This window comes from Pollutimonas bauzanensis, assembly GCF_900129885.1.
Lineage (GTDB): Bacteria > Pseudomonadota > Gammaproteobacteria > Burkholderiales > Burkholderiaceae_B > Pollutimonas > Pollutimonas bauzanensis.
In genome coordinates this window covers 1-18,298 of sequence record NZ_FQXE01000020.1, presented here as the reverse complement: position 1 = coordinate 18,298, position 18,298 = coordinate 1, and the positions used below count along the sequence as shown (strand labels likewise).

Annotated in this window: 19 protein-coding genes; 5 read left to right on the top strand and 14 right to left on the bottom strand. The window is 62.3% G+C overall.

Features of this window, described 5'->3' with window-relative positions; translation table 11 throughout:
* Positions 1-33: 33 nt before the first annotated feature.
* Positions 34-1,233: an AI-2E family transporter gene (locus BUB23_RS23910; RefSeq protein WP_084136233.1), complete on the bottom strand. Its 1,200-nt coding sequence runs from the start codon at positions 1,231-1,233 to the stop codon at positions 34-36.
* 254 nt (positions 1,234-1,487) lie between these two features.
* The gene (locus BUB23_RS27110) at positions 1,488-1,628 is read right to left on the bottom strand and encodes a hypothetical protein (protein ID WP_178372390.1); all 141 of its coding nucleotides are present in this window, start codon (positions 1,626-1,628) and stop codon (positions 1,488-1,490) included.
* Positions 1,629-1,875: 247 nt separating this feature from the next.
* Here BUB23_RS27110 and BUB23_RS23900 point away from each other — a divergent pair, with 247 nt between their 5' ends.
* Entirely contained in the window at positions 1,876-3,294 is a 1,419-nt protein-coding gene (locus BUB23_RS23900; protein ID WP_073109341.1) for an amidase, read from the top strand.
* Between the two features lie 3 nt (positions 3,295-3,297).
* Here the strand turns inward: BUB23_RS23900 and BUB23_RS23895 are convergent, their stop codons facing one another.
* Positions 3,298-4,293, bottom strand: a complete 996-nt coding sequence (locus BUB23_RS23895; protein ID WP_073109142.1) for a Bug family tripartite tricarboxylate transporter substrate binding protein — start codon at positions 4,291-4,293, stop codon at positions 3,298-3,300.
* Positions 4,294-4,462: 169 nt separating this feature from the next.
* Between BUB23_RS23895 and BUB23_RS23890 the strand changes: the two genes are divergently transcribed.
* Positions 4,463-5,428, top strand: coding sequence for a Bug family tripartite tricarboxylate transporter substrate binding protein (locus BUB23_RS23890; protein WP_084136226.1), 966 nt, complete (start codon positions 4,463-4,465; stop codon positions 5,426-5,428).
* Between the two features lie 11 nt (positions 5,429-5,439).
* Here BUB23_RS23890 and BUB23_RS23885 read toward each other — a convergent pair whose 3' ends face one another.
* The 11 genes from BUB23_RS23885 to BUB23_RS26895 all read right to left on the bottom strand — a co-directional run bounded on the left by BUB23_RS23885 (position 5,440) and on the right by BUB23_RS26895 (position 14,836).
* Entirely contained in the window at positions 5,440-6,300 is an 861-nt protein-coding gene (locus BUB23_RS23885) for an IclR family transcriptional regulator (protein ID WP_073109138.1), read from the bottom strand.
* Between the two features lie 150 nt (positions 6,301-6,450).
* Complete coding sequence (locus BUB23_RS23880) at positions 6,451-7,605, bottom strand: CaiB/BaiF CoA transferase family protein (protein ID WP_073109133.1); 1,155 nt, start codon at positions 7,603-7,605, stop codon at positions 6,451-6,453.
* Between the two features lie 25 nt (positions 7,606-7,630).
* On the bottom strand, positions 7,631-8,521 hold the full coding sequence (locus BUB23_RS23875; protein WP_073109129.1) for an HpcH/HpaI aldolase/citrate lyase family protein: 891 nt from the start codon (positions 8,519-8,521) through the stop codon (positions 7,631-7,633).
* A complete protein-coding gene (locus tag BUB23_RS23870) occupies positions 8,518-9,402 on the bottom strand; it encodes an HTD2 family dehydratase (RefSeq protein WP_143161117.1) in 885 nt (294 codons plus the stop codon). The genes BUB23_RS23875 and BUB23_RS23870 overlap by 4 nt, the downstream gene beginning before the upstream one ends.
* Positions 9,403-9,445: 43 nt before the next feature.
* Positions 9,446-10,648, bottom strand: coding sequence for an acyl-CoA dehydrogenase family protein (locus BUB23_RS23865; protein ID WP_073109337.1), 1,203 nt, complete (start codon positions 10,646-10,648; stop codon positions 9,446-9,448).
* A 75-nt stretch (positions 10,649-10,723) separates the two neighbouring features.
* Positions 10,724-12,064 (bottom strand): MmgE/PrpD family protein, encoded by a 1,341-nt coding sequence (locus BUB23_RS23860; protein ID WP_073109120.1) that lies wholly within the window; start codon positions 12,062-12,064, stop codon positions 10,724-10,726.
* A gap of 322 nt (positions 12,065-12,386) precedes the next feature.
* On the bottom strand, positions 12,387-12,761 hold the full coding sequence (locus BUB23_RS23850) for a glutaredoxin family protein (RefSeq protein WP_073109108.1): 375 nt from the start codon (positions 12,759-12,761) through the stop codon (positions 12,387-12,389).
* A gap of 126 nt (positions 12,762-12,887) precedes the next feature.
* Entirely contained in the window at positions 12,888-13,487 is a 600-nt protein-coding gene (locus BUB23_RS23845; RefSeq protein WP_073109104.1) for an exonuclease domain-containing protein, read from the bottom strand.
* Between the two features lie 66 nt (positions 13,488-13,553).
* The gene (locus BUB23_RS23840) at positions 13,554-13,961 is read right to left on the bottom strand and encodes a hypothetical protein (RefSeq protein WP_073109101.1); all 408 of its coding nucleotides are present in this window, start codon (positions 13,959-13,961) and stop codon (positions 13,554-13,556) included.
* 58 nt (positions 13,962-14,019) lie between these two features.
* Positions 14,020-14,448 (bottom strand): hypothetical protein, encoded by a 429-nt coding sequence (locus tag BUB23_RS23835; RefSeq protein ID WP_073109097.1) that lies wholly within the window; start codon positions 14,446-14,448, stop codon positions 14,020-14,022.
* A 70-nt stretch (positions 14,449-14,518) separates the two neighbouring features.
* Positions 14,519-14,836 carry a hypothetical protein gene (locus BUB23_RS26895; protein ID WP_143161115.1) on the bottom strand — a complete coding sequence of 106 codons (318 nt, stop codon included), beginning with the start codon at positions 14,834-14,836 and terminating at the stop codon, positions 14,519-14,521.
* A 94-nt stretch (positions 14,837-14,930) separates the two neighbouring features.
* On the opposite strand from BUB23_RS26895, the gene BUB23_RS23830 reads away from it, so the two are divergent.
* The 3 genes from BUB23_RS23830 to BUB23_RS23820 form a co-directional block, all read left to right on the top strand.
* Positions 14,931-15,539 carry a hypothetical protein gene (locus tag BUB23_RS23830; RefSeq protein WP_073109090.1) on the top strand — a complete coding sequence of 203 codons (609 nt, stop codon included), beginning with the start codon at positions 14,931-14,933 and terminating at the stop codon, positions 15,537-15,539.
* Positions 15,540-15,637: 98 nt separating this feature from the next.
* Entirely contained in the window at positions 15,638-17,797 is a 2,160-nt protein-coding gene (locus tag BUB23_RS23825) for a hypothetical protein (protein ID WP_143161114.1), read from the top strand.
* 169 nt (positions 17,798-17,966) lie between these two features.
* The coding region (locus tag BUB23_RS23820; protein WP_143161113.1) for an Rpn family recombination-promoting nuclease/putative transposase at positions 17,967-18,298 on the top strand (332 nt) is incomplete at its 3' end.

Below are 18,298 nucleotides of genomic sequence, written 5' to 3'. Positions count from 1 at the left end.
GGGTGCCGTCTGGCAATTCTATGCGAAAGGCCGCTATTCGCCCAGCAGTTCGGCCAGGGATTGCATCCCTTCGACATGTTCTGAAATGACTTTTACAACGACGACGATGGGAACGCACAATAACAGGCCCCAGACTCCCCACAGCCAGCCGCCGAACAGCAGCGCCACGAAAACGGCCGTGGCATTCATTTTCGCGATGCGGCCGGTCATCCATGTGGTGACCAGCGTGCCTACGATCGAGGCGATCGCCAGCGTGGCGGCAATGACCAGCATCATCATCGAGAACGATTCGAACTGGAGGAAAGCGGCAAAGCCGGTCGTGGCCGCCGCGATCACCGTCCCGAAGTAGGGAATGATGTGCAGCAGTCCCGCCGCGACCGCCCAGGCTCCCGGATTGTCCAGGCCTATCCAGTGCAGCACGGCCCAGGTCACCAGCCCCAGCAGCGTGTTCGTGACCAGCAGCATCAGCATATATCGCTGTATCGAGCTGTTGATGTCGTCCAGGATCTGGACGGTGATTTTCTTCTTCGACAAGGAAGGGCCGGTAATCCTCACCAGTTTCCGCTTGAATGTATCCCCCGACAGCAGGGCGAAGAACACCAGGAAGAGGATCACCGTCAGCTTCCCGGCGAAGGCGGCGGCGCTCAGCGAACCGGCCCACAGCCATTCGTTCAGATTGAAATCCGGCGGCTTGACGGCGCTGGGCGCGGCCGCGGCGCCTTGCGCATCCTCGGCGGTGGTGGGGCTCGCGGCCTTTTTCAAGGCGTCGGCGGCGCTGCGCAGCTTGTCCAGCGCGCCCAGCTCGCCGTTGTCCGCTCGTTTCAGGGCGTTGTTGAACTTGTAGGTGGCGATGGGCAGTTCATCCACGATAGACTGCGCCTCGTTGTAGACCGAGGTAAGAACAATGCTGGCCGAGCCGAACAGCGCCAGCATCACCAGGGTGGTGCCGGCGATGCGGGGAATCCTGCAGCGTTCCAGCCATACGACCAGGGGGTTCAAGGTATAGGCTATCAGTATGCCGAAGACCAGGGGAATGAAAAATTCCCGGGCCCATTGCAGGGCGAAGATGAAAGCGATCGTGGCCAGCACCGAAAGCGCCAGTCCACCGGCGTCCATGCGCGGCCGCGGCTCTGGCGCGATGGTTTCTATCTGGACGGCTTGCGTCGCGCCGGCGTCCGCCCTGGCGCTTTCGCTTGCGGCCAGCGAATCGGAGGCGGCTATTTCAGACTTCATCGTATCCATGATAGGCCCTTGGCAAATTACAACGCGCTGTCAAGCAGCATTTCCCGCGGTTCGATGAAAACACAGGCAAAAAAAGAAACCGGGCCCACGTAACAATACGCTGCCTGGAATTTTCGTTCAACACATTAAGTGTCAAGTATAAAGACAAGAGATGTTTTATGCCGCGCGCGCCGCGGCTGGCCGGCGGCGCGGCCCGAAAGACGGGGCGGCTGGCCGGCGGCGCAAGGAAGGCGCGCCGCCGGCTTTCAGGGCAGCAGCCTGAACCCGGCGTCTATGCCCCATTTGTCGGTGCGCCGCAGCCATATCGTATTGCATTCGATGCAGCGATATTGCCGTTCGAGCGCGCCGTCGTATTGTTCCGGCGGGCGGGCGCCTTGCAGACGCATGGAAGCGTGGGGCTGTTCTCCCCCCGTACCTAGGGAAAGGTGGCGACACGAAGCGCAGAGCGTTACAGCGTTTGTTTCATGCATGCTTGAGGGATATAGCAAATTGAACAGAATTGATAATTTTTCTCACATTACTTACGTACGTTAGCATACTCTATCTTGTAGCGGGAAGTTGCGCGGCGATGCATGGGGTTGAATGAAGATTCATCTCTACAATAAGTCCTTCATCGTCTACCGCGAGCCGCACATGACAGCCTTGCATACGCTCTCCGCCACGGAATTGATCGCCCTGATCCGTGCAAGAAAACTCTCTCCCGTGGAAATCGTCCAAGCCAGTCTGGACCGCGCCGGGCAGCTCCAGCCTCTCCTGAATTGCTTTATCACCCTATGCGGCGAGCAGGCGCTGGCGCAGGCGCGGCAGGCCGAGCAGGCCATCATGCAAGGCAAGCCCCTGGGCCGCCTGCACGGCATTCCCTGCACCGTCAAGGACCTGGTCCATACCGCAGGCGTGCGCACGACATTCGGCACGCTGCTCTACAAAGACAACATCCCTGCGGAAGACGCCCCCGGCGTTGCCCGGCTGAAAGCCGAAGGCGCCATCCTGATCGGCAAAACGACTACGCCGGAATTCGGTTCCCAGCCGTTCACCCGCTCGCCTTTGTTCGGGCAGACGCGCAACGCGTGGGATGCCGGCCGAACCAGCGGCGGCTCCAGCGGCGGCGCCGCGGTGGCGACGGCCGCGGGCATTGCGCCCCTGGCGGTTGCCACGGATGGCGGCGGCTCGACCCGCATCCCCGCGGCCTGCAACGGCGTGGTGGGCATCAAGCAGAGCAATGGCATCATTCCGCACAGCCAGGCGCAAGACCTGTTCGGCAATCAGACTTATGTCACGCCCACGACGCGGACGGTCGCGGATACGGGATTGATGCTGCAGGTGATGAGCGGCGACTATGCGCTGGACCCGTGGTCTATCGGCCTGAAACGCGCGGACTACGCCGCAGCGGCGCGCCACCAGGGGGATTTGCGCGGGAAACGCATCCGCTATTGCTACGCCCCCGAAGGGCGGGCGGTCTCGGCCGATGTGCGCGAAACTTTCGATGCGGCGCTACAAACCCTGGCCGGCCTTGGCGCCGCGCTGGAGCCTTTCGAAGCCAGGGACTTCATTGTCGAACCCATTTGGCGCACGATCAATCATACGGTCTGGCGGGCGCGCTTCCTGCCCCTGATCGAACAGCATGGGGACACGTTCAGCGCGACCTTTCGGCGGCAGATTCTGTCGGCGGGGGAATTCAGCGCTGTCGACTACCAGGAGGCGATGTTCGCCCGCGCGGCGCTTTTCAAGCGCGTGCAGGCTTTGTTCGACACGGCCGACCTGTTCGTCATGCCCACCATCAGCAGGACGGCGCTGCCGCTGGATATGGATTTGTTCGACCCTTTCGAGATGGACGGCAGGCAGTATGACGGCATTCGCACGCACTGGTATCCGTGGACCATGCTGTTCAATATGACGGGCCATCCCGCGATTACGCTTCCTTGCGGGCTGGCCCGCGATGGCCTGCCCACGGGCATCCAGCTGGTGACCCGTTATGGCAGCGACGATGAGCTGCTGCGGATTGCCTCCGTCCTCGAAAGCGCTACAGGAATAGCTCGCCAGCCTGTATTCTGATGTTCAATCCATCACGATGCCGGTGCGCTCCACGACGGGGCGCCAGGAGGCAAGCTCTTCGCGCGCGCGTTGCGCCATGTCGGCGCCTTTGGCGGGCGCCATCACCAGGCCTTTGGCGGCGAGCTGCGTCTGCAGCTCGGGCGCTCCGGAGGCTTTGAGGAACGCGGTTTCGAGCACCGCGACCGTGTTGTCGGGCGTTTTGGACGGCACCACGATGCCATAGAAGCTGGTGGCCGCCTTGAACTCGGGGAAGCCCTGCTCCGCGAGCGTCTTTACCTCGGGCAGGGCGTCGAGCCGTTTGGCGCCGCTGACGCCCAGGAATTTGATCTTCCCGGCCTGGTATAAGGGCATCATGCTGGCGACGGCGTCCCATCCGATCGACACCACGCCGCTGGCGACGTCGATGAGCATCGGCGAGGCGCCCCGGTACGCCACCGGTTCGATCTTCATGTTCTGGCTTTCATTGACGGCGAGTATCCCCAGATGGCCCGAGCTGCCCAGCGTTGCGACGCCCAGGCTGGTGACCGAAGACGGATTTTTCTTGGCCCACTCCACATAGCTTTTCATGCCGTCGAATGGCTGCGACGCGCCCGTGACAATGGCAGTCGGGATATCGACCAGCGTCGCGACGGCGCGCAGATCCTTTTCCGCGTCATAGCCTGGCGCCTTGTACGTAAGCGGGAAAATCGTCAGCAGGGGCGAGGGAACCAGATACATGGTCCGGCCGTCGGGTTTTGAGTCTTTCACGTAGTTGAGCGCGATCCGGCCGGAGGCGCCGGGCCGGTTTTCCACGATGACGGCCCCCGCGCCGTCCTTGCGCAATTGCTCCGCGTAGGCGCGCGCCACCGTATCGGCCGCGCCGCCGGGGGCGTAGCCGACCACCAGCGTCAGCGGGCCGGCCAGCGCCGCGTCCGCTTTTTCAGCATGCGCGGGCAAGGCCATCGCGCAGCAGGCGAGGCCAATAAAGACGCCGCCGCGGATTCTGGAAATCATGGACATGGAATACCTCCATTGGTAGCTGGGTTGCTCCGCCAGGCATGCGCGGCCGAGTAGCCGATAGTAAACCGGCACCTGGAAAATATCAGCGGGTTGATATCGCTTCCGCCTGTCTTGACCCCCCTTGGCGCCGCCAGGATACTAGCAGCCACTACAAGCACAGGAGGTAGGAATGAACATAATAACAACCGCCGTGTTGGCGGTCACCATGACCATGACATCGGCCATCGGCGCCGCGAATGCGGCCACGTATCCCAAAGAGCCCGTGCGGCTCGTCATTCCGTATACGCCGGGCGGCGGAGCGGACACGCTCGGCCGCCTTGTCGCGGGGCAAATGGAAGGCAAGTTGGGCGTGACCGTGATTCCGGAAAACAAGCCCGGCGCCAACACGATGGTGGCCACGGACTATGTCGCCCATCAGAAGAACGATGGCTACAGCTTGCTGTACGCGTCGAGCTCTTTCACCATCAATCCGCATGTCTACCAGACGCGCTACGATCCCGAAAAAACCTTCGAGCCCATCGCGGTCCTCTCCGAGATCCCGCTGATCATGGTGACGAACAAGGACTCGCCCATCACTTCCGTGGCCGACCTCATGGAGCGTGCGCGCAAGAGCCCGGGAGCCATGAGCTACGGTTCTTACGGGGCCGGCAGCGCGGCGCACCTGGCGGGCGCATTATTCGAGACCATGGGCGGCGTGAAGCTGCTGCATGTTCCCTACAAGGGCAGCGCGCCGGCGCTCAATGATCTGATGGGCAAGCACGTCGATATCGCCATTGTCAGCCTTGAGGCCGCGCTGTCGCTGGTCAAGGGGGGCGAACTTCGGCCGCTGGGTGTATTCAATGGCGAGCGCCTCAACTCCCTGCCCGACATCCCTACCGTGAGCGAAACGGTTGCGGACTGCGTCACGGTCGGCTGGAATGGCATCCTCGCGCCCAAAGGCACTTCGCAAGATGTCATCGCCACGGTGAACGCGGCGGCCAACTATGCCTTGACCACGCCCACGCTGGTCAAACACCTGGCCGCGCAGGGGCTGGCGCCCAATCCGCGCACGCCCGAGGCATTCGCCAGGATGATACACGCCGAAAACGAAAAGTGGGCGCGCGTGGTCAAAGAAGCGAACATCAACCTGCGGTAAGGACAGGCCGGTCAGGGTCGCCCCACGCCGTATGCCGGCTGGGCCGGCATCCAGGACCGGCTGATATCCCGGGAAACATGCTCGGGGCTGAAGTGATCGCGCAGAGTCGTTTGCAGGATGGACTCCACGCGATCCTTCATGTCGTCGAACTCGTGCGCGTTGACGCCAATGCCTATGGCCAGCGGCACGCCCGCCACATCGACCGGGATGCGCATGGCAATAACGGAAGACCCTGGTGTCACGTCCTCCCGGCTGTAGGCGAAGCCGGTGCGGCGGCATTGTTGCGCGTCGCCGACCAAGGCGTCTATGTCGACCGGCGGCGCCAGGGAACTGTCCATGGCGTTCGCATTGCGCGCGATGCGGCGGACTTCGCCATCGTCGAGCACGCTCAATAGCACTTTGCCGACGGCCGCCCGGCAGATCGGCCTCATCAGGCCGGGCTTGACGCCGACGCGCGACGTGCGGGCCGATACGATGTGCATGTATTGCGCATAGAGTCCATTGCGGATGGCCAGCAGCACGACGTGCCCGGTGCTGTTGGCCAGGCTTTCCATCAATTGAAGCAGGCTGCCTTCATTGAACAGGCGGTGATGCATCCACATCCCCAGAAAGGTAACCCGTACGCTGGGATAGAAGGTGCGCGCGTGGCGGTCATGGATCAGGTAGCCCAGGTTATGCAGGCCGTGCAAAAGCACGGACGTGCTCGACTGCGGATAACCCAGCTTGGCGGAAACCTCGTTCACCGTCAGGGGGCATTGCTCCACTGAAAACAGCTCGAGGATTTCCAGGCCGCGGTGAATGGCGCCCACTGATTTGCCGTAGGGCTCGCTGGGGATGTAGGAGGTCAGCGCGAATTCATCGGAAGAGATCATAGTGAGCCAGCACCTGTGGGGCGTTGCCGCGACAGCGCACGCCTGATAAAACGACCGGATGGGAAACGCTAGTTTAATCCTGTCATGGCGCCTTCGAAAGCGGCGCATGGCGCGCCGGACGCTGGCAATGCGCCGCGGCGCGATGGACGTCTAGCGCTTTGCCGCCGCAAGATATGGCGCAAAAATGCGGCCGGTATGCTCTCCCAGCGATGGCGCCGCGGACCGGTAGGCGGGACGCTCGCGGTCGAAGCGGATGGGCAGCCCTACCGTCTCGCGGCCGTCGGCCTTCTGCACGAGGCCAAGCTGGCGGGCGTGGTCGTCTTCGGCAAGCTGGGCTATCGTCTGCACCGGCGCGTTGGGGATGGAGGCTTCGTCCAGTATCCTGGACAGCGCCTGGCTCTCATGGCCCGCCGCATAGGCCTTGATGATGGGCAGCAATTCTTCCTGGTTCACGACCCGGTCGCCGTTCTTCGCAAACCGGGGGTCCGCCGCGAGCTCCGGCCGGCCCATGACCTTGCATAATGCCGCGAACAGTTTGTCATTGCCCGCCCCTATCACCAGCCACCCCGTTTGGGTGCGGAAGGCCTGGTAGGGAACGATGCCTGCGGCGCCCGAACCCTGCGGCAATTGCGGCCCGCCGCCCATCAGGTGGCGGGCCATGGGAGTCGCCACCCAGGCCACGGCTGTTTCAAACAGGGAAGTCTCTACGCGGCAGCCTTTCCCGGATTGTTTGCGCGCCAGCAGCGAGGCCAGGATGCCTATGGCGGACCAGAGCCCCGCGCCCATGTCGACCATGGACACCCCGACGCGCACGGGCGGGCGTTCCGCGCTTTCGCCTGTGACGCTCATCACGCCGCAGTAGGCCTGCATCAGCGGGTCGTAGCCCGGCTTGTGGGATAGCGGCCCCCCGGCGCCAAAGGCGCCCAGTTCGCAGTACACCAGCGCCGGCTTGGCCGCGGTCAGGGCCTCGGATCCCAGGCCCAGCTTGTCGGCCGAGCCGGCGCGCAGATTGCAGATGACGACATCCGCGCGGTCGGCGATCAGCGCCTTGAGCGCATCCCGCTGATCCGGATCGCCGAGATCGACCGCGATGCTCGCCTTGTTGCGGTTGAAAGCGCTGAAGTGGGGGCCCATGTCGCCGATGAAAGGCGGCCCCCAGCCGCGGGCGGAGTCGCCGCCGTCCGGATTTTCGACCTTGATGACCTCGGCGCCGAGCTCGGCAAGGACGAGGCCCGCATAGGGGGCGGCCACGCTGTGGCCGATTTCGACGACGACGTAGCCGGCTAGCGGTTGGGTGCTGGACATCAATGTGCTTCTCACTAAGTGGATTTCAGGAAACGCCTTTCTGTGCGTCGAGTTGGGCCAGCAGGCGCTGCGCGCGGATCACTACCGGCCTGTCTATCATGCGGCCGTCGAGCGCGATGGCGCCCGCGCCGCGCTGCACGGCGGCTTCGTAGGCCTGCACAATGCGGCGCGCGAGATCGACCTGCGCCGCGCCGGGGCTGAAGGCCTCGTTCAACAGGCGCACCTGGCGCGGATGGACGCAGGTCGCGCCGGCAAATCCCAGCCGCCGCGAGCGCGCCAGCATTTGCTGGTAGCTGTCGTCGTCGCCGTCGATGCCGGCCACGCTGGCGAGCACCCCGATAGGCAGGATGCCCGCCGCGCGCGCGGCCATCACGCCCAGCATCTTGGCTACGTAAAGGCTGTCGGCGCTGGGCTCGGCATCCAGTTCGGTCGCCAGGTCCTCGCCGCCGACCGCCATGCCGACCAGCCGTGGATGGGCCTTGGCGATCTCATTGATCTTGCCCATGCCGTCCGCGGTCTCGACCAGCGCGACGATCTTGGTGTGGCCCACCGCCATGCCCAGTTCAAGTTCCCGCGCCGTGATCACTTCGGCCAGCAGCTGTATGTGTTCCGGCCCCTTGACCTTGGGAAGCATGATGGCCGACACGCCGGGCGACACCGCGCTTTCCATGTCGGGCACGGCCAGCGTCAGTTCCCGGTTGACTCTTACGATGACATCGGCGCCGCCTGTGCGGATATGGGCGGCGGACGCGCCGAGCCTGGCGCGCGCATGCGCCTTTTCCGATAGGGCGATCGAGTCTTCCAGATCGAGAATCACGGCGTCGGCCCCGCGCTCGTGCGCCTTGGCGACAAAGCGCTCGGCGTTGGCCGGGCAGAACATCAGGGAGCGCCACAGGGGAAGATCGCGATGGTTCATGCCGGGCTCCCCGGCGTGCTGAATTGCAGTTGTACCGTGGCGGCGCTGCGCTTGCCCGGGCCTATCGCGCAGGCGTCCATGGCAAGCATGTCTCCCGCTGGCGCCAGCGGGCCGCCGCACAGGCGTATGGTGTCGCCCAGGAACAAGGGGCTGGACAGTCTTGCGACCAGCCTCTTGAGCCGCTTGTCGCCCGCCTGCCCGATGGCGGCGCCGATCAGCAGGTGCAGGGTCAGGGCGCCGTTCATCACGCAGGCGGGATAGCCTTCCTGCTGGCGCGCATAATCCGCGTCGTAGTGTATCCTGTGGCCGTTCCAGGTAAGGGCGCTGTAGCGGAAGAGCTGTACCGGGTCTATCGTCAGCGCCTGCTCCCAGGCGAAGGCCGGTGCGGCGGCCCCGGGCGTTTCCCGGCTGGCTTCGGGGGCGGCGCCGGGCTCGGTGGCTTCGCGGTACACCACATTCTGGCGTTCGACGACGGCGGCTTCCCCGTCCAGTTCGATAGTATGTTTGACCTGCAGGAATACCAGCTGGCCGGAGCGCCCCGACTTGGGCGTGATGGAGGCGATCTCCGAGACCTTGCGCGCCTCGGCGCCTATGATCAGCGGCCGCAGGAACTCCACCTCGCGCCCCACGAACATGCGGCGGGGCAGGGGCACGGGCGGCAGGAAGTCGCCCTTTCTCGGATGGCCGTCGTGCCCGATCTCCGAGGCGCGCGCGTTAGGGGTGAAGAACATCGAGTACCAGTGCGGCGGCAGCTCGTTTCCCCGGTGGAAGGCGGCCGGGTCCAGGTCCGTCATGGCGGCGGCGCGGCGTACCAGCGTCAGGCTGATTTCGTCTTCGGTGACCTGGCGTTTGCCTATCCATTCATTCATATCGTATTGCATAGCGTGTCCTTCTCGATCAGCGGCGCGGCGGCGGCTGGCCAGGTCAATAAGAGCGGGGCAGGCCCAGGGTGTGCTGGGCGATATTCGCCAGGATCAGGTTGGTCGAAATAGGCGCTATCCGCGCCAGGCGGGCCTCGCGCCACTTGCGCTCGATGTGGTATTCGCGGGCGAATCCAAAGCCGCCATGTGTCTGCATGCAGGCTTCCGCCGCGTTCCACAGGCCTTCGGCGGCAAGATAGCGGGCCATGTTGGCCTCGGCGCCGCAGGGCTTGCCGCTTTCAAACAGCGCGGTCGCGCGGCGTATCATCATGTCCGCCGCTTCCGACTGGATATGCGCCTGCGCCAGCGGGAACTGGATGCCCTGGTTGGCGCCGATGGGGCGCCCAAACACCACGCGGTCATTGGCATATTGCGTCGCCGCGCGCAGGAACCAGCGCGTCGATCCGAGCGCTTCGGCCGCGGTGATCATGCGCTCGGCATTCATGCCGTCGAGAATGTAGCGAAAGCCCTTTCCTTCGGCGCCGACCAGCGCATTGGCCGGGATATGCAGATTGTCGAAGAACACCTCGGTCGCATGATGGTTGACCATGGCCTTGATGGGGCGGATTTCCAGCCCTTTGCCCAGGCAGGCGTGGATATCGATCAGAAAGGTCGAAATGCCGTCGATGCGCTTGGCGACCTCATTGGCAGGCGTCGTGCGGGCGAGCACCAGCATCAGGTCGGAGTGTTCGGCGCGCGAGGTCCAGACCTTCTGCCCGTTGAGCACATAGCCGTCAGCGCTGCGCGTGGCGCGCGTCTTGATCTGGGTGGTGTCCGAGCCCGTCGTGGGCTCGGTCACGCCAAATGCCTGCAGGCGCAGCTTGCCCGCCGCGATGCCGGGCAGGTATCTGCGTTTCTGTTCGTCGCTGCCGTGGCGCAGAATGGTGCCCATGATATACATCTGCGCATGGCCGGCCGCCGCATGGCAGCCCGCCGCGCAGATTTCCTCCATGATCACGGCGGCTGCGCGCAAGGGCAGGCCCGTGCCGCCATATTCCTCCGGAATCAGCGCCGCCAGGAAGCCCGCCCCGGTCAGGGCATTGATGAACTCGGTGGGATACGCCTCGGCCTCGTCCTTGCGCGACCAGTACTCATCGGGGAAGTCCGCGCACACGCGGCGCACCGATGCGCGGATGTCCGCATAATCCTCGCCGATTTCCATGGAAATCACATCGCCGTTCAACGACGCGCTTGTAGCTGTACTCATCATGTATGTCCGTCAAAGTAAGGGTTCTTCAGGAATTGCCAGCTGCGCTGGCCGGCCTTGCCGGGCATGCCCGGTTCAGCTCCATAGTTCGCATATCGGTTCATCTTCCAGGCGCCATAGCTTGCCCAGCAATCTATCGGCATCCACGCCCGCCCCGCCGGCGCGGACACAGTCGCCGAATTTCGCGTCCAGATCGGGTTTCTCCAGGGGGCGCATCGCATGCCCCTGGGCGTGCGTGACGGGCGCCGTCTTGATGCGCCGGCCATCGGCGAGATGGATGACCGCCCAGTCCGCCACAGCCGCGCCCTGCCACTCGGCGGAATAGTCCGTCGACAGGACTGTCGAGACACGGCTCATCAGCGCCTGCACGCGGGCATCCTGCGCCACGGAGTCTGTCAACTCGGACAGTCCCGCCCTGCCGAACAGCAGGGCGCTCGCCGCCGCGAACTCGATGCTGAACTTCGCCGCCAGCCCGGTCTCGGGCCGATGATTGCGCAGCACCGTAGCGTGTTCGCGGCTCATGTGTACCTGCACGTCCCTGACCTGGTCTGCCGGAATGTCCGTCAGCGCGCGCGCCGCCAGAATCGAATCCAGCGTGCGGTGCGTATAAAAACAGGTGGGGTACTTCTTGATGCTGACAGGCTGCTGCGCTATCGTCCATCCCTGCGCCGGGTCGGCGAGCGGCCGTTCTGTATCGGCCTTGCCCGCGGGCGAAAAGGCATTCAGAAAACCTTGCGGATGCTCGATCACATCGGCGCCCGCCGTGAACCCCTCTTGCGCGAGCCTGGCCGCCCAGACACCGGCCTGCGCTGCGCGGCCGGCCTGGAACGACTTCGACATCGAGCCAAAATTCGCCATCAGCCCCGCGCTCTGCGTTGCGCCCAGACCGATTGCATGCGCGGCGCGGCCGGCATCCAGGCGCAAGAGCGCCGCGCATGCGGCCGCCGCGCCCACTGACCCAAAGACGCTGGTCGGGTGCCAGCCCTTGATGTGGTGCATTCCGGGTTCGCGCTGAACCAGTTCGCCCCATACCTGGTAGCCGACGACGTAGGCATCCAGCGCCTCGCGCCCGCTGCTGCCCAGCTCCGCCGCCAGCGCAAGTATCGCCGGCACCATGACCGCGCTCGGATGGCCGCGCAATGCCACATCATCAAAGTCCAGCACATGCGCCGCCACGCCGTTGATCAGCGCGGCCTCGGCCGCCCGCGTGGCCGAGAGTCCCGCGACTTCTTTTGCCGCGCCGGCCGGCAATGCGCCGCAAGCGCGTAGAAGAATCGTCACCGGCGCTTCCCGGCGCCCGGCCAGCATTGTCGCCACGGTATCGATGATTCCTGGCTTCGCGGCTTCGCGGGCGGATTCGCTCGTTCCGGAACGTACCGCGCTGCTAACGATTTCACCCAGTTTTCGAGTGAGCATTGTGACCCCAATAATCGGATTTCTCGCCATGCCTCAGAGCGGGGAGCCGGCCGGCAAGATGGTCCGGTCGCCCGCGATGGCCGAGTACGAGTAAGGAGAGTAAAGGGGTTGGCGCCGTTGCGGCAATAGCGCGCGGGGATATATCAGCAGGCTGATATTCGAAGCCGGAGAGGGCGCCAGGCCGCCAGCGCCGCCCTCCGCGGACGGCAGCCGCGGCAATGGGCGGGCGGCGCCAGCCGGCACAAGGCATCTATGGATGCTGCCGCAGCGCCTGGCGCGATATCGATCAAGGCGCGCTCAAACAGTCCAGCGAAAAAACGGATCAGGCGATCCCGGCGAAGCGCTGTTCCAGGTAAGCGATGATTTCGTTCGATTCGTACAACCATCGCGACTGGCCTTGTTCCTGAATATGCAGGCAGGGAACCTTGATCTTGCCGCCGCCGGCCAACAGGCGATCGCGGTGCGCCGGATCGTTCTTTGCATCGCGCAGGCTTATCGGCACGTTGAGCCGATGCAGGCTGCGCCGTGTCTTGACGCAGAACGGGCAGGCATGAAACTGGTAAAGCGACAGGCCGGCGGCTTCCCTGATTACCGCCGCCTGGCCTTCTGGCGAACGGCGTTGCGGCCGCGGGCGGCTGACGGCGTCGCCCAGCACGATCAACTGGCCAAGGCCGGAACGCAGGGCTTTTAACAACATAAGGGCTATCTCTAAATCTAAAGGGCTAAGGGCTGGTTGAAGCCGCACAGTTTACTCTGCATCGCATGAGTGGCGGAACGGCAGAGGCAAGCACCGCCTTGGGCCGGCGGCGCCCTGCGGCAGTTTTCAGCATTGACGGGGTTCCATTACGCCCGGGTACTGGGTAAGCAGCTTCTTTCTGTTCTTTGCAAGCGCCACGATATGCGGCAGCCCCGTCTGGACATCCCGCCGCTGAATGGCGGAGAGGGTTCCTTTGGCATCGTCCAGGGCGCGGTGCCGGGCGCCGTCTGAAATCCCATAAAACGACAGTATGTCGTCCAGCTTCCGGCTTCTGACACCCTGCGCAAGCCAGTTGATATTGCTCATGGTGCAAACCCAGTGCAAATTCTGCAGGCCGGGGTAGAGCCCGCTGACGAAGCGGCGGTCGAACCCCATGTTGTGGGCATAGATTTTTCTTGCCGCGAGCATGGCGCCGGCGATGCGCGTCTCGTCCAGAAACCTTCCACGGACCATGTCCATGCTGATTCCGTTCACTTTTTGCGCCGTCCTTCCAATAGGCACGGACGGCTCGCGAAACTCGCAATACTCGTCCAGTATGTCCACAACTTCCCCGGATGCCTTGTCGTAGCTGAACATCACGTGGGCATATTCAATCAATTCGTCGGATGACCGCAGGCCGGTGGTTTCGGTATCGAGCACCAGACCGATCTCTATGCTGTTTTTCATTGCCGTTTACTCGTCCCTATCCGCGTTTCCTCTGTTCGCAATTCCGTATTGCCGCTACGGCTGGCATCAGGCACGCTTGGGCCCGCCTTTCCGGCGCTTCAAGCGAGAATCGAGCGGCGGGACTGAAGGAGCGCCCACGTGCGCGGTGAGCCAGTTTTTCATCGGCGAGTCGTCGCTGGCGTACCAGTCCGGGCCGACCTCCACGACGAGCGCATCCTTGATATCCGTGAAGTCGCCAGCCACGCCCTGGAACGCGGCATGGCGGATCTCCCCGGCAACCAGATCTGTTTTGATGAAAACGCCCAGGCCCTTGGAGTCCACCCAAAGCGGCCACGCATTCTTATCGACAGTCTCCTTCAGGTTCGTCAATACATTTTGAATCGCCTTCGCATTGTCTTTCGACACGGAAACAAGCATCAGGTAGTTCTTGTTGGCGGCGGAGGCGGGGAGCGGGTCGCCAAATGGATCTTGCATGGCCATTCCTTACGGGATAGTTTGGTTGCTGGAATCCGCCAGCTTACCCGATAGGCAATCAGATCGTGGATAGATCCATCAAGTAGCGCGTCCTTTCCAGCAATTGGGCGGCCGGCAGTCGATAGTCGTCGTTCAGCCATTGGGGATTGGACGGAATCCGCTGCGAGAACTTTTCCAGAATTGCGCGCCAGTCGCCATCCTGGCGTATCGCGTCCAGCAGGTTCCGGAATCCATCCGGCTCTATCACGCTCATGAGCGCAGCGTCCGCGCGATCTACCGGGCGCATTTCAAGTTGGGCCGACGTGTACCGGGTGACAGTGCCATGCGTGAATTCAGTGGCGGGAATTTCTCGCGCAGGCGCTTCGGAAAGCGCAATTTCAGGCCGCTCCGACTCCAGCCTCACTGTCGTCAGGCTGGTCGCGGATAGGCCTTGAGCGCCGCTGATTTGATAGAGGTTGATCTGGCTTGGCGAGATGGCTGTGGGCATCGCTGCGTCCTTTATTCAAGATAGTCGCGTTCCGAAATGGGTCCTGTTGCTTGTTAACGTCCCGCGGACGTCATTCTTTATTCGGCAAATCGCGGTGAGTTGCTCTGCCCGCCATTCCGCTTCCTCCATCCGCACGTGCCGAGTTTGCATGTGCGTGTCGTCCCATGTCCAGACCCCACATCCAACCCGCTAACAGTTTTTTCGCCAACTTGACAATTGTCATTTGCTGTGTTTGTGGTCGATACAGATAATGATCCCGATTCGCATTCGATGTTTTGCTGGCACCTGAAAAAAACGAAAGGGTGTGCCATGGGGAATTTTCCTTCGATGCTGTTTGACTGTGCGCGTATTGCGTGTACAGGGGGGCGCCATCGATGGCTGCGGCCATCGCCGGCCCCTCGGCAATTCCTGGTGGCTTCGTCTTCGTACGTGGAAGCCCGGCCACCGGGATCAATCACTCTTCCTTATGCAAGGAGTTAGCAATGAAACTTCGTCAACTGACCTTAGTCGCAACGGTGCTGGCGGCGGCAGGCATCGGCAGCAGCGCATTGGCGGGTACGCCGGGCATCACGGGCAAGTACAGCGGAACGTATGATCCGCTCGAGATATACAACCTGGAGGGATCGCCCCCGGGGCCGGTGCTCAAGGGATTGGGTAATGCGCCCGGCACATGGGAATTCGACTTCAATAACCGTTGCGCCACTTTTTCGAATGGCACGGTCAATGCGCAACCCCCACTGGTAGGTAGTTTCGGATACACCGTTGGCAACTACTTCAGAGGGGCATCTGCAACTTTCCCCATCGACGATCACGGTGATGGCTACTACACAGTGTATTACCGCTTCCAGGCTAATAATCCGGGGTTTGGAAATCCATTTGGGTTCGTCTCAAGCACGCTGGAAGTCACTCAGGCCGGCGGCCCCACCGGGCCACTTACCATTGCCACCATCGATCACGAAGCCACAGCGACAGGCGCCGATGGCGTGGTGGGAACGAGCATTCCGGCCGGATACGGTTTCCCCTATCTGGCGGAACGCAACTGGCAGGGTACCGCGTACTTGGACCCGGCGGTGAGTATCACTTGCCCTTAACTTAATGCATCCCTTTTGATAAACCAGCCACATCTTTACGGTGTGGCATTTTTCCGGTGCGCCCAGCAGGGCGCACCCAACGGGATATCCATACATTCATGAAACTGTCTACTCAACATCATCTTCTGCTTGCGTTCACATTGGTCTCGCTGTGTCAGGCAGCTTCCGCCGGAACGGCTGGAATCACCGGAAAATACATCGGCCAGTATAATTTCCAGGTTAACGCACCTCTGGTCGTTCCATCGGAAAAACTGCCCGCAGGCTACCCGTCGAATGCGCCGTATTTCTATTTTTTCACGACTGAGGACGGCACGACCATCAATCGGCCCGCCTATGGTTTCCACCCCAGTTTCTGGGAATGGGACTTTGATGCAAAGGTGGTGCGATTCGCGCCCACCCGCGCCTTCGCCATGGAACTGATCACCGTTCAGCCTGTCCCGCGAAGTTTCGGTTATCAAAAGGTAACGAGGCAGACGCGTCCGCTTGCACCGGAGCAGACGGGCAACGAGGATATTTCGGCCACACTCCAGGACAACGGTGATGGTACCTATACAGTCAAGCATTCGCTGCAGTTTTATCTGGACATGGCAGGCTATCCGCTGGCCTATCTTGAAAGCCTGTTCCGCGTTACTCAGAACCCGGCAACAAAGCAGCTCAGCATCGAACCTCTGCCTGCTACCAGCAGCGCGGAACATCCTGCTCTGGTAGAGCTGAACAAGGGGATCCCCGGCAGTCTGACCGCGCAGACATTGCCTTTCCTCGTTGCGCCGGCATTCTATGCACCGGTCATGTACCCTGACCTGCCAATTGACTGCAACCAGGATGGCATCACAGATGCGGAGGCCCGGCTGCTGGGATTGAACCCCTGCATGGATGACCAGGGCCGGGCCGCCGAGAAAATTGGGCCTTATCCGTTCTTTCCGAAAGATACCAACAACAACGGTATATATGATGTGTGGGAAGAACAGGAAGGCGCGGTTGCCGAGGGAACCGAAATCATCAAACGCCACCCCATCAGCGGGCACGCGGACAACTACCAGGCTCGGCTGAATGGCATGAAGCTGAGAAATGGCGAGTTCATTAATCTGGTGAATAAAAAAGGCGATTATTTTATTGCCCACCATAGCGAAGGTGATTTCCCTGCGCGTAGCGGGTCTGGCAGAACGCTCGATGGCGCGGGCCTGGGCGGTGCGGCGGCTTTGCCGATTCCTGCGGATTTTCTGGAAATACTGCCCACGGTGCATCCAGAGTCGGGAAAACCACTGGACTGGTCCATGGGGCAAGTATTCCTGCGCACCAGTCTTTTCAACAACGCTCAAACGCGATTCTTTCGCTACGCCGATGTCCGTAACACGGTTTTGTTCGACGGCGGCACGACCTCCAGCAATGGGGTGACAAAGCTCACCACCAGTATTGATGCCCGCCAAGCTACATTGGATGCGCTCGACCCCGCCGCCCCGAACTACGAGAGCTCAAAAAATAATCTGGAGGTTCTCATTGCAAATGGCATTAAAGATCGCGATCGCGCATTGATACTGCGCGAGTGGGCCACGGCGGAACTGCCCGCCGTGGCCGCGGCCTATGAAGAGGAAGGACAACGGCTGTTCGGTGCCAATTTTGCAAACTACACGGCTACCTGGATCAACAATTACGCATCGCGGCTGCAGCAAAGCGCCAAAACCATTCAATCGGATGGTTTGGACAATGGTTTGCCTGCATTTGCCAACTATACGATCATCACGCTGGAATTTCCCCAGGGCGTGCCGGAAGGGTTGGTGGTGCGTCGCTTGTTCCTGAACACCACGGCTGAAACTGTCATGAGTGGCAAGAACAACCGTCTCCCGCACCAGGAGTCGGTACAGTATCGCGTGATGTCTGGCAACAAAAGCGTGGAAGTTCTCATCTACTTGCCATCGGCCACTGGAGATGTCACTACACCCGTCAAGTACTCCGACAAATATGTCACGCAATTTGAGAAAGACGGAGAACTCATCGTGCAAGGCGCAAGCCAGCCCATCCTGCTTGGTATCGCGCATACCGAGTCCAGCCGGGTCGTGGACTACAGCGATATTGGCGGAACCCCGACGGAGTCTACGGATCCGCCCAATCCCGTCACGCCTCCGGTGCAAACCGGCAGTGGCGGCGGTGGCGGTGCGCTGGGCGGCGAGCTGGCCGGCCTGCTGGGGCTGGCGCTCCTGCCGCTGCGCCGCCGTATCGGCGCGCGCCTGAACCGATGGGCTACGCGCCTCGGCGCATGATGACGGCCCTGCATGGGCATTGCGGCATATCGGCCGCGCTGTCCATGCCGTTCTCGGGATTATCTCGCCGGTATTTCCCGCCATGGACAAAACCATGCGCCACCAGACAAATCGCCCGTGATCCGGCATAAAGTAAGTGTCCCTGATACGTTTTCATTGGGACACGCGCATGAATCTGTACGACCAGTACTACCGCAAGCTGTTCAGCAGCCCCCACATGGTCCGCGCCCTGTTCCAGGGCATCCTGCCCCCCGCCTTGCTGGCCATGCTGGATCTGGACACCCTGGAGCCGCTACCCACCAACTACGTCAGCGGCTGGCAGCGCGATCGGCGCGGCGATCTGGTCTGGCGCGTACGGCGGCGCGACGGCATCATGCTGTATCTGCTGATCCTCCTGGAACACCAGTCCGATCAGGACCGGATCATGGGCATACGCATCATGGGCTACAGCGCGCTGCTGTACGAGGACATCACCATGCGCGACTTGGTGCAGCCGCCGCC

Bases quoted from the DNA above. Each gene is read 5' to 3' on its own strand.
- BUB23_RS23895 (WP_073109142.1), bottom strand. From the start codon at position 4,293: ATGTCCATGATTTCCAGAATCCGCGGCGGCGTCTTTATTGGCCTCGCC.
- BUB23_RS23900 (WP_073109341.1), top strand. From the start codon at position 1,876: ATGACAGCCTTGCATACGCTCTCCGCCACGGAATTGATCGCCCTGATC.
- BUB23_RS23850 (WP_073109108.1), bottom strand. From the start codon at position 12,761: ATGTTGTTAAAAGCCCTGCGTTCCGGCCTTGGCCAGTTGATCGTGCTG.
- BUB23_RS23875 (WP_073109129.1), bottom strand. From the start codon at position 8,521: ATGAACCATCGCGATCTTCCCCTGTGGCGCTCCCTGATGTTCTGCCCG.
- BUB23_RS23890 (WP_084136226.1), top strand. From the start codon at position 4,463: ATGAACATAATAACAACCGCCGTGTTGGCGGTCACCATGACCATGACA.
- BUB23_RS23830 (WP_073109090.1), top strand. From the start codon at position 14,931: ATGAAACTTCGTCAACTGACCTTAGTCGCAACGGTGCTGGCGGCGGCA.
- BUB23_RS26895 (WP_143161115.1), bottom strand. From the start codon at position 14,836: ATGGCCGCAGCCATCGATGGCGCCCCCCTGTACACGCAATACGCGCAC.
- BUB23_RS23910 (WP_084136233.1), bottom strand. From the start codon at position 1,233: ATGAAGTCTGAAATAGCCGCCTCCGATTCGCTGGCCGCAAGCGAAAGC.
- BUB23_RS23825 (WP_143161114.1), top strand. From the start codon at position 15,638: ATGAAACTGTCTACTCAACATCATCTTCTGCTTGCGTTCACATTGGTC.
- BUB23_RS23885 (WP_073109138.1), bottom strand. From the start codon at position 6,300: ATGATCTCTTCCGATGAATTCGCGCTGACCTCCTACATCCCCAGCGAG.
- BUB23_RS23860 (WP_073109120.1), bottom strand. From the start codon at position 12,064: ATGCTCACTCGAAAACTGGGTGAAATCGTTAGCAGCGCGGTACGTTCC.
- BUB23_RS23835 (WP_073109097.1), bottom strand. From the start codon at position 14,448: ATGCCCACAGCCATCTCGCCAAGCCAGATCAACCTCTATCAAATCAGC.
- BUB23_RS23870 (WP_143161117.1), bottom strand. From the start codon at position 9,402: ATGCAATACGATATGAATGAATGGATAGGCAAACGCCAGGTCACCGAA.
- BUB23_RS23840 (WP_073109101.1), bottom strand. From the start codon at position 13,961: ATGCAAGATCCATTTGGCGACCCGCTCCCCGCCTCCGCCGCCAACAAG.
- BUB23_RS23845 (WP_073109104.1), bottom strand. From the start codon at position 13,487: ATGAAAAACAGCATAGAGATCGGTCTGGTGCTCGATACCGAAACCACC.
- BUB23_RS23865 (WP_073109337.1), bottom strand. From the start codon at position 10,648: ATGAGTACAGCTACAAGCGCGTCGTTGAACGGCGATGTGATTTCCATG.
- BUB23_RS27110 (WP_178372390.1), bottom strand. From the start codon at position 1,628: ATGCGTCTGCAAGGCGCCCGCCCGCCGGAACAATACGACGGCGCGCTC.
- BUB23_RS23880 (WP_073109133.1), bottom strand. From the start codon at position 7,605: ATGTCCAGCACCCAACCGCTAGCCGGCTACGTCGTCGTCGAAATCGGC.